The 10,380-nt window shown below is 67.5% G+C and carries 9 protein-coding genes; 6 read left to right on the top strand and 3 right to left on the bottom strand.

Annotated features, from left to right (window positions below):
* From J0695_RS22510 to J0695_RS22520, 3 genes are all read left to right on the top strand, one after another.
* The coding region (locus J0695_RS22510; RefSeq protein ID WP_206963983.1) for a toxin glutamine deamidase domain-containing protein at positions 1-1,670 on the top strand (1,670 nt) is incomplete at its 5' end.
* A 22-nt stretch (positions 1,671-1,692) separates the two neighbouring features.
* Positions 1,693-3,855, top strand: a complete 2,163-nt coding sequence (locus J0695_RS22515) for an SUKH-4 family immunity protein (RefSeq protein WP_206963984.1) — start codon at positions 1,693-1,695, stop codon at positions 3,853-3,855.
* Positions 3,856-4,275: 420 nt separating this feature from the next.
* On the top strand, positions 4,276-5,949 hold the full coding sequence (locus J0695_RS22520; RefSeq protein WP_206963985.1) for an SUKH-4 family immunity protein: 1,674 nt from the start codon (positions 4,276-4,278) through the stop codon (positions 5,947-5,949).
* Between the two features lie 74 nt (positions 5,950-6,023).
* Here the strand turns inward: J0695_RS22520 and J0695_RS22525 are convergent, their stop codons facing one another.
* A complete protein-coding gene (locus tag J0695_RS22525; protein ID WP_206963986.1) occupies positions 6,024-6,896 on the bottom strand; it encodes a hypothetical protein in 873 nt (290 codons plus the stop codon).
* Positions 6,897-6,902: 6 nt separating this feature from the next.
* On the opposite strand from J0695_RS22525, the gene J0695_RS22530 reads away from it, so the two are divergent.
* Both J0695_RS22530 and J0695_RS22535 read left to right on the top strand, forming a co-directional pair.
* On the top strand, positions 6,903-8,189 hold the full coding sequence (locus J0695_RS22530; protein ID WP_206963987.1) for an SUKH-4 family immunity protein: 1,287 nt from the start codon (positions 6,903-6,905) through the stop codon (positions 8,187-8,189).
* 50 nt (positions 8,190-8,239) lie between these two features.
* The gene (locus J0695_RS22535) at positions 8,240-8,689 is read left to right on the top strand and encodes a GNAT family N-acetyltransferase (protein ID WP_307798720.1); all 450 of its coding nucleotides are present in this window, start codon (positions 8,240-8,242) and stop codon (positions 8,687-8,689) included.
* Here the strand turns inward: J0695_RS22535 and J0695_RS22540 are convergent.
* On the bottom strand, positions 8,667-9,239 hold the full coding sequence (locus tag J0695_RS22540; RefSeq protein ID WP_206963989.1) for a GNAT family N-acetyltransferase: 573 nt from the start codon (positions 9,237-9,239) through the stop codon (positions 8,667-8,669). The genes J0695_RS22535 and J0695_RS22540 overlap by 23 nt on opposite strands.
* 93 nt (positions 9,240-9,332) lie before the next feature.
* Here J0695_RS22540 and J0695_RS22545 point away from each other — a divergent pair, with 93 nt between their 5' ends.
* Positions 9,333-9,683 (top strand): VOC family protein, encoded by a 351-nt coding sequence (locus J0695_RS22545; RefSeq protein WP_206963990.1) that lies wholly within the window; start codon positions 9,333-9,335, stop codon positions 9,681-9,683.
* A 15-nt stretch (positions 9,684-9,698) separates the two neighbouring features.
* Here the strand turns inward: J0695_RS22545 and J0695_RS22550 are convergent.
* Positions 9,699-10,380, bottom strand: a 682-nt coding sequence (locus tag J0695_RS22550) for an endonuclease/exonuclease/phosphatase family protein (RefSeq protein ID WP_206963991.1), incomplete at its 5' end; no start/stop codon positions are given.

A 10,380-nucleotide genomic window follows, 5' to 3' on the forward strand; every position in this document is an offset into this window, starting at 1 on the left:
CGGAGGACGGTCCCTGGGTCCAGCACATCAACGGCGAGGGCACGGACGCGCCGGGCCGTAACAACAACTGCGTGGACGTGGCGCTCTCCACGGCCGACACCCTCTCCGGCAACCCCACGGCGGCAGCGGCCCGCACCCCCGACACGGGCCCCGACGGCCTGCCGTCGGACCGCGGTGAGACGAACGGCCGCAACCGCATCGAGAATGCCCTGGGCGCCCGCTTCAGCGACATGGGCGACGGCCGCAACGCGTTCAACCGCCTGGAGAACACCCTCCGCGACTCGGGCCACGGCTCGCAGGCCGTGATCATCACCCAGGACGCCAACGGCCGTGCGCACGCCTGGAACGCGGTCAATCACAACGGCCGCATCACGTACATCGACGCGCAGACGGGCCGCACGAGCCGAACACCCCTGCACGACGGCAAGAACGGCGTCTTCGCGGTCCCGCTGGACGCGAACCGGCGGCCGGTTTCACCCCAGACCACGCCGACGGCGACTGACGCGTCCAAGAGCGGATCCTCACCGAAGCGCGACTCGCCGAACTCGCCGAACTCGCCGACGGAAAGCCGGCGCGCTCCGGAGGCTCCTGCGGGGGCTCCGTATCCGACGGCTGAGGACACGCCTCATCCCAGAGACGAACCGAACCGTACGAACCATCCGCGGCTCGGGGCACCTGAGACTGCCAAGTCGACGCCACATCACGGCATGCACCCCATGCCTGACCAGCAGCACCTGCGTACAACCAACAACGTCCGTCAGGTCGGGATGGACCATGTCCATCAGCAGCTCAACGACTGGATGGAACCCCGCACCGTTCAACATCCGGACGGTACGGAAACCACGCGCATTCCGCTCGTTGACGCCCTGCAGGCGGGCACGCCGCCCAACTCCGCCGATGGATCACCCGCACCCGTAACCCTCCGTCGGAGCGACCTCGAGCGACTGCTTCCCGGGTTCGCGGACATGCACCCCGGAGAACAGGGTGCTGTCGTTGCGTCTCTTGCCCGCCTCAGCCTCAAGTTCCATGAAGCGCATGCCGTGGGCGCAAGTCCTGAGCATTCGGCTGATCAGCCGTCCCGGGGGGCCGAAGCACACGCGAAAGCGCAATGGCCCGCGCGTAACCGCGACGAACAGGAACTCAAAGATTCCATCATCGCCGAATTCGACAAGTCCGGCATCGCCGGCGCTCTTCGCGATTCTGGTGAACACCGCCCCGACTTTACAGGTCGAAATTACGCGGTTATCGAAGTCCACGATCCCACCACTGGGGAAATCAGCTACCTCGTGGACAGCTCCTACCCCAACGTCACGGGAGAAAAGGGCAAGCACTCGGAATCAAACATCCTGGACTACCTCGAAAAGGTCAATGCAACACGTGAGGACGGAAAGAAATACGAACCACTCAGCCTCTACACCGACCGGGAACCCTGCGGCTTCGGGCAGGGGCACGCGAACTGCTCGAACGCCCTGTCGCAGCGCATACCCGGAGTGGACGTGTTCTACGGTACGGGGTACCGAAAGAATGGCGAGCTGGTGGACGGCGCCTCTCCCGGCGTGAACCGCAAGGCTCTCTATGACAGGGACCTGGCCAAGAATATGGCGGCACTTGGTAAGGTGTGGGTGCGGGCCATGGGGGAAGGCGGCCTGAGGGTGCCGGCACAGAGTTAACAGAGACGACCGGGGACGAGACATGCCAGAAGACGTACTCGCGCATGAATTCAACGAAGCGCTTGACATGCTTTCGGTTTGGGCCATGGGATCTTCCGAAGAGTTCGGAAACTATTTCCTCGACGGAACGACCGGCAGCGGGAAGACCCGGCTGATCCAGGACGCCGCCCGGCGCGTCGAGGGAGCGCTGCTCATCGATTGCTCCGAACTCTCCGCGAGTGAACTGGCTCACCAGGTGATGCGAGCCCTCAAGATCGAGTACGGTCCCTTCCTGGACAACTATGACCTCTGCTACGAGATGAGCGAAAGACGCTCGAACCGCGTGGTGTTGCTGACCAACACCCAGTGGGCCGGGTCCGTGCGCACCACCGCGGAGCCACAGCGTGTTCTGACCGATGTAGTCGGAGTTCTCGCGTCGGAATACCGGTCCACCGGTGTACGTTTCGCTGCGGAGATGGATCACTCCGTTGCCCGCGCCTGGGCCGGGGCGCCCACTGTCGTCATGGCTCCCCCTGCTGAGCGCATCGACCGTGCCGGACTGCCTCTCGAGCCACGGCAGCGTGCTGCTGTCGAGGCCTTGGCCCTCGCCGAACCGCGCGCCGTGCGATTCGAGGAATGGTCCGCTGTCTGCGATGCGCTCGGCCACAACGTGACTGAGGACGAACTTCACGGCCTCGCGCTGGAAACAGCACTTATCACGGTCGACGAAGCACATGAATACCCGGTGCGTTTCAAGAGCGAGTCGACGGCTCATCACATTCGGCAGGCCGTATCCCCCGACGTATTTCGCGCCTTTCAGCACGCCATGGTTCGCCGTCTGTCCGACGGCAGCAACGGGGAACGATTGGCTGCGTACGCAGCACGCGCCCTGCCGGCTCACGCTGCGGCCGCCGGATGCTTCGAAGAGCTTCTCGGCGATGTCCGTGCTGTGGTGAGGTGTGAGCGTTACGCCTTGCTGGAGGGGTTGGATGCCGCCTTCCCCCACAGTATTCCCGCGGGCACCCGCGCCGCTGAACTCCACTACCTGGCCAAACTTCCTGTCTCCCTGGCGTCACAAGCGGACTGGCTCTCTCTCCTCCATCACAGCGCTGTGTGCCGAGGCGACGCAGAACGAGCCGAAGCGCTGGAAACAGCTGCTGGGGCGCTGCCCTGGACCACCGTGTGGGCGAATGCACGGCCGGCTGGCACGCTCCTGGAAAACCGCGTATGGACAGGCGGCATCGATCAGCTTCGCACTACCCCTGACGGCACGCAGGTCATCAGTACCAACGACGACGGCACGGAACTCAGCTGGGAGGCGCGCACCGGACGAGTCTGTTCCGGGCGCGAGCCGAAGGCACCGGAGGACGAAGCGGGTGACGCTGCCTCTTCCCCGCTATGGCGAGCGGAGCGGGCCTGGAACCGCGTACACATCGAACGCGCCGACGACCCCGACGTGGCTCGCATCCTGCCGGCACCCCGAGCCAGAGATGCTCTGGCCGTCGGCGACCTGATCGTGATCGGAGGCCCGGTCGGGCTCTACGCGGTGAAGGCCGGCACCCAAGCGGGCAGTACCCAACTCCGTACGCTGCCGCGCATCCTGCGGTCCGGCCGCATCACGCCCCGCCCCTTCGATGAACGTCACCGACATCCCTCCCGCGCCGAACTGTCCTCACTCTTCGGCGCCGCCCACGTCCATACGCTCGGAAAGGAACAGCTTCCCGCTGGACTGACCCATCTGGACACGCGCGAATTCCTGAGCAACACAGGCCTTCCCGCCGTAGAGGATTTCTACGGACTCGACACCGAGAACCTCAACGAATCCGAACTCACCGAGGTGCCCTGGGAAGGGGCCCGGGAGTACGAAACCTCCATCGGGGACGGCCCGTTCTACCGACTCGGCACCTGGATCGACGGCACCCTCCTCCTCGACGGAGCCACCGGTCGCATCCTGCGGCAGACCACTGCGGAAGCCCCGGACTCCGACCAGCCCGGAGACCCGCTCGTCGGCACCACCTTGTCTGGATTCACGGCCATGGTCGCCCTGCATTGGCGGTACATGCTCGCCTACACCCAGTCCGACGGCACCGACTCCGAAGACCTTCTGGCCGAACTCCGCTCATGGCTTGCCGAGATCGACTCGGCCGCTGCTGCAAGCCGGTCCTGGCAACATGTACTCGACCCGGACAACTTCTCCTACCTGTAACACCTGCCCGCACGCCGACCAGGCCGGACCGCCTGACGCACCCTCAGGGCAGGGCAGAGTCCGCACCGTGGTGGTGCGCGACAATGGCCCCTCGAACGCGTCAAACGGGGTCGGTGTCTACGGGTGCGTGTGAATTGCCTGGGCCGTACAGCCCACGAGGTCATGGCAGAAGTCATCCAGGCGGTTGCCGTTGAACGGCCGCTGGCAATCCAACTGGACCATGTGTACTGGGCGGGTCCACTACTGACGTCCACCGAGGCGGGGCGCATCGCCACCTCGGTACGCGCCCAGCTCAGTTGGGACCTGGGGATATCTGTCGAGGTGGCTTGTGACGAGGGGCCGAAGCCGCTTCTCCAGCGCCCCGTGGTCCCTGGCCTCCCCCAGGAAATGCTGGATTGCGCACTTGCTGCGGTCGCAGGCATGGAGAGGCGCAGTCTGCCGATAGCCGTGTGGAAGACCGTCTCCGATGTGCTGGCAGACGCCACCATTGAGCCACGGGATCTGCGCATCATCGCCCAGGCCTGGCCGGAGGTTCTCGTCGTGGAGACCGACAGCTCACATCGGGAACAGGTCCGGTTCACGGACGAGGCGCTGCACCGAGCGGCACGTACCGCATTTCCGCTTTCGCCGCGTAAGCACGGGAAGGTGGCCAGAGCACTGCTGGATCTGTGGCAGCAGCATCACGGCGACGACGTGGACGCCTACATTGCATGCGCTGTCTCCGTCCATGCCGCTCTCGCCGGTGAGTTGACGCCGCTTCTGGAAGATGCCGGGTTCTTGGCGCGGGCCCATTGGTACGGACTGTGGCAGGCATTGGCCCTGGCCTTTGCGGACGGAGTACCACCCGGCGGGATGGCCGCGGACATCCACTACCTGCACGCTCAAGGGGTTGTTCCCGGCTCGCAGGGTGAGTGGGTCGCATGGCTGCACCATGCGGCGGTCAGCCGCCGCGATTCCGCACTGGCCGGGGCTCTGGCCGACGCAGCAGGACCGCTTCCATGGCGGACGGTGTGGTCGCACTGGCGGATGCCGGGGCGCGGCGGCAATCGGCCTGAAGACCTCCGCTGGGTCGAGGACCTGCGTGCCGCGTCGTACGAGGGCAGCTGGGCGTTGAGCGACTGGCGCGAGCTGGAGGCACCCGGACCTGACCACGCCGTGTGCGAACGGCGCATCTGGGACGCCCGGACCGGTGAACTCCTCGTCGAGCCGACCCGGATAGAACAGGATTCCCCGGGCCGGCTGCCGGGAGAACCCTTCCCCGGCGTCGAGTACGCGGACAAACGCACGGATGACGTCTGGCGGTCCATTCAGACATCGAACGAGGGCGTACCCAGGACGCCGGACGCCGTCTGCGAAGCCGTACGGCTGGGCGAGACCGATCCAGGCACCTCGCTGTGGGCCTTCGCAGGCACCGGCGGTCTCTTCGCCGCAGAGGTGGACGAGAAGGCCGTTGCCGCCCTGCCGAGGGACGCCTGGCCCAAACTATTCGCTCCAGGGCCCCTCACCCGAAGCGCGCCGTGGGAACTTCCCTTCCCGATCCCGCCCGTCCACGGCCTGTCCCGCGCCTGGCTGGAGGACGAGGACCTCTTCGGAGCCGACGCGTGTCGGCCTCTTCCCCAGGCGCAGATCCCCAGCGAAGTGCGCCACGAGGAAACCCGACGCTTCCTCGGCGAAGTGGGCTGGCCCATCTCGCAGGGTGTCTGCGGCCTGTACGCGACCGACCTGCCCAGCGGCGGCCTGCACCCCGTCGGCGACAGCACCCTCCTGTCCGGTCTCGGACAGTTCGGCGCACGGAAGCTGTGGCTCGACGGAACCAGCGGCCATGTGCTCATCGCCGACCGGGCCGGAGCGGAACGCCGGCCCCATCTGGCGGGCAGCAGCATCGGGCAGTTCCTGGTCCTGCTCGCCGTCTATCACGTTGCCCTCGGTACGACGTTCACTGCAGGAGACGTAGAGCTCTACGACATGGCGGAGAGCCTCAAGGCGTGGTTCCGAACGGTGGATCCCTCCGCGGCCGAATCCCCCGCCTGGGAAGGCGAGTTCGACAACTTCGAATCCGTTTATTACGACTACGGCAGTCAAGAACCCTCATGATCGAGTGCCCTCTGCAGCACTGGCTGACCGGTAGGGCCCTGGCCGACATGCCCGGCTGACGACGGAAGAGACAACTAGGGAGGCGCATGCAGCCGGAGGAGGCGTACAGCCGTATCGAGGAATGGCTCACCGAGCCGCGGCGCCATGGGCTCGTGTTGCCGCTCGTGGGCGCAGGGGGGACCGGGAAGACACGGCTCTTGACCAGGGTCCTGGGGGAGTTCCCCCACGCCTGCTTCGTCGACTGTCGCGGGCTCTCCGGGGGCGAAGTAGTCACAGCTGTACTCACAGAACTCGGGCTCCGAGCAGATGGCCGACCGGGCCGGTATCCGCTTCTGGATGTCGTCGCGAAGCAGCGCGGGGAGGCGATTGTGCTGCTGGCCAATACACAGTGGGCCGGTTCCCTCTTCACTTCCGACGAGCCGGACCGGGTGGCCGGAGCGGTGGCCGAGGCGTTCGGCTGGCACAGCGGTGGATGCGTTCGGGTTGTCGTAGAAGGCGATCGGCCGGCGGATCGGGTACGCGTCCAGCGCTCGCCCCGCGTCGTACTGGACGGGGACGGCAGTGGCATCGACCCCACGGCCCTGAGGTCCTACCCGCAGCTTCACGCACTGGCGACCGCCGAGCTTCGCCACATTCCTTTCGCTGTGTGGGACCTGCTCAACGTGGCGGGGGGCGGGGTCGCTGGGACGGAAGCCCTGCAGGCGGCAGCGGCGGAGCTCATGGGCGTCCTGGTAGTCGATGGATCCGGATCCGTGGGATTCATCTCGGACGCCTTGAAGCTTCGTATCCGCGCTCACCGCCCTGCTTCTGCCGCGGATCAGCTCCGTATCACCGAAGCCCTTCTCGCAGCCGTCGGTGGGCAGGATGCGCTCGCGCGATACGCGGCCCGAACGCTGCCCGTCCATGCAGCGTTCGCCGGGGTGCTTCCCCAACTGATCGATGATCAAGAGCTTTTGGTCGCCCACTCGGAGCGGAAGGCGCTCCTGCAGGGGATCGCGCTCGCCTGGCCTGAAGGGATCCCGGCGGGCGGCACGGCTTCCGACGCCCACTATCTCGACCTGGAGGGTGTCGCCCCCGAGTCCCAGGGCGAATGGCTGGCCTGGCTGCACTGGGCGGCCATGCACAGGGGCCGGCGGGAGTGGGCCGATCGGCTCGCAGGGTGCGGAGTGGCTCTGCCCTGGCGCACCCGCTGGTCGCGGTGGCGTCCGTACGGATCCGTGGAAGCGTCCGGAGGCACCGGAGGCACGGGAGGGCCCATCGATTACGTGGAGCTGGGTACCGTCGACGGCGACCCCGCGGTGGCGGGCCAGCACGAGATGGCCGTGGCCCACGACGCGGAGGACGCGGGCGACGAACGCTATCTGGAGCAGACCTGGCGGCTTGCTGACGGAGCGGAGATCTCGGCCCCCGCGATCGTCGACGTGTTCCTCGACGACGACGGAGAGGTGGGGCGGACCGAGGGCAGCACCCTGCAGGCCTCCGAGAGCGACCCGCCGCGCGCAACGCCTCCGGGGCTACGAGTCCCCCGCCTGCCAAAAAGCGTACGAGACGCGGAGTGGGCCGGCGACAGTCTGTGGGCCTTGGGCGGTGCCGGAGGAGTCTGCGTGGTGGAGGTTCTGGAGGCGGAAGAGAACGAGGAGCGACCCGGTCGCTGGCCCGCACCACTCGTCGGCACCCACCGACGCGCTGCCGACTGGCCTCTGCCCACATCCCTTTCCGCACGCCATGCCCCTCCCCGCGCATGGCTGGAGGCCCGTTTCGGGTCAGGGGCGCTCCGCAGGCTCGATGAGGCCTCGCTCCCCGAAGGGCTGACGCATCCAGGGGCCCGTAACTCCCTTACGGACGTAGGGTTTCCCGCCCTCGACGAGCATCGACTGAGATTCCTCACCACCGAAGTGCTCGACGAGACCGGCCTGGTGGAATCCGAGGGACAGACCGGTCCTGCGTACCTGGTGGGGCGCTGGCTCGGTGACCCGGTTGTCCTGGAAGGCAACAGTGGTCGTGTAGTGCTGGCATCGGTCGCGGAAACAGCACTGCTCGGGACCAGCTTGCCGCAGTTCACCACTCTCGTCGGCCTGGCCTGCCTTGTGCGCGAGTGCCGCTTCACCTCCACGGGCGAAGAGCTCGATTCCCGACGCAGCCTCAGGGCCTGGGCCCGCGGGACAGATGCCGTTGCCGCTGACTCCGGTCCATGGGCAGCAGCATTCGGAGGAGAGCTGGACATCCCGGAGTCCCTGTGACGACCCACGCTCTGGTTGACGCTTCAGGGCGTGTGGGGTTTTCTGCAGCGGTGACTGATCTTCGTATCGAACAGGCCGACGGCGAGGCCGCGCTCCAGGACTGGCAGCGCGTCCACAACCTGATCATCCCCGCGGCCTCCTCCGTCCTCTCCCTCGACGAGGTCCGCGAGCGCGCCGGGCGCAACCGGCTGTACGTCGCGTATCTCGGCGACGTCCTCGTGGGCTGCTCGACCGTACGTCCGCCCACCGGCGACAACGGATCGACCGCCACCGTGATCGCCCGGATCCTGCCTGAGCGGCGCGGGCAGGGTCTGGGCGGGCAGCTCTACGCGCAAGGGCTCGCGGTGGCGCGGGCGCTCGGGGCCGAGGTGGTCGAGACGGTCGTCCTGGAGTCCAATCCGGAGGGGCTGCGGTTCGCGCTGGCGCACGGGTTCGTCGAGATCGAGCGGTACGTACTGCCGGGCGACAGCGTCGCCTTCATCGATCTGCGGCTGGCCTGAGCCGCCCCACCGTCGCGGCGTCGGCCCATGTCATACGGAGCTTCTTGGGGGTGCCGTTGAGGCGGGCGGCCACGCCGCCCGGGGCCCCGACGGTCGTCGGCTCCTCGGCGCACGTACCGCCGAAGGCCTGGTAGAAGCCCTGGGCGGACGTGTTCTGCTCAAGTACCCACAGGTACAGGGCCTTCCCCGTAGCTCCGCCCACGACCGCCTCGGCCGCCCGGGTCAGGAGCTCGCTGCCCAGGCCCGTACGCCGCCTGGCGTTGATGACGTGCAGGTTGTCGACGAGGCTGCCCCACTGCGGGTCCTCGTCGAAGACCACGTGTACGAAGCCCAGCAGCAGCCCGGCGTCGTCCTCGGCCACGATCGTCGCCGACGCGGACGGGGTCGCCAGGCGCGATGCCCACACGGTCAGCCGGTTGCTGACCACGTCGCCGTCCAGAAACTCGTCGGAGTACGCGCCCCGGTAGTGCCGCCGCCAGCTGTCGGCGTGCAGCCGGGCGATCCCCTCGGCGTCGTCGCGGCCCGCAGCCCGGAACTTCAGCGATGTCATGTGTGCTCTCCCCCGTATCCACTCATCGAGTCAGGGCATCTTAAGTCGAGGTGCCGTCGCCGCCTCGCCCCTCACGGGTCCTACTCTGGCTGCGTGATCAATGGTGGACACGTCATCATCTACAGCCGCGATGCGGAAGCGGACCGGGCCTTCTTCCGGGACGTGCTGGAGTATCCGCACGTCGACGCGGGCGGCGGCTGGCTGATCTTCAAGCTTCCGCCGGCCGAGGTCGCCGTCCACCCCACGGACGGCCCGGAGTCGCAGGAGCTCTATCTGATGTGCGACGACGTCGACGCCACCGTGTCGGACCTGACCGCGAAAGGCGTGGAGTTCACACAGCCGCTCACCGACGCGCGCTGGGGACGGCTGACCAGGTTCCGTCTGCCGGGTGGCGGTGAGGTGGGTCTGTACGAGCCGCGTCATGAACGGGCGACCGACTTGTGAGGGCCCAGCCGCCGGTCAGGAAGCGAGCCTGATGCCCGCCACGACCGGGAGGTGGTCGCTGCCGGTGGCGGGCAGGGTCCGGATGCCGGTGACGGTCGCCGAGCGGGTCATGACGTGGTCGATCCGTGAGACGGGGAAGGCCGCGGGCCAGCTGAGCGCGAAGTCCCTTGGCTGTGGCCCCATGTGCGAGGTGACCGGAGCCAGCCCGCGGTCGTCCACCGTGCCGTTGAAGTCGCCCAGCAGGATCACCTTGTCCACCTTCTCGACGGTGACGGCCGCGCCCAGCAGCCGGGCGCTCTCGTCCCGATAGCCGGAGTCGAAGCCGCTCGGCCGGACGCGGACCGAGGGCAGGTGAACGACGTAGACGGCGATGTCGCCCCATGGCGTACGCGCGTCGGCTCGCAGCCCGCGGTTCCAGCCCTCGTCGATTCCCCTGGGCCTGATGTCCAGCAACCGCACGTCCGTCAGCGGGTACTTCGACCAGAGGCCGACGGTGCCTTCGACCGCGTGGTACGGGTAGGCGGGCGCCAGGGTCCTCTCGTACAGCGGCAGCGCGGAGGGCGTCAGCTCCTCCAGGGCGATGAGCTCAGGACCGGCGTCGATCAAGGCTTCCGCGGTGTCCGCGGGAGCGGTGTTCTCGTCGCTGACGTTGTGCTGGACCGCCGTGATGTCAGGTGCGCCTCGCTCCCCGGGGAGC

The sequence above is a fragment of the Streptomyces beijiangensis genome, assembly GCF_017315755.1.
Lineage (GTDB): Bacteria > Actinomycetota > Actinomycetes > Streptomycetales > Streptomycetaceae > Streptomyces > Streptomyces beijiangensis.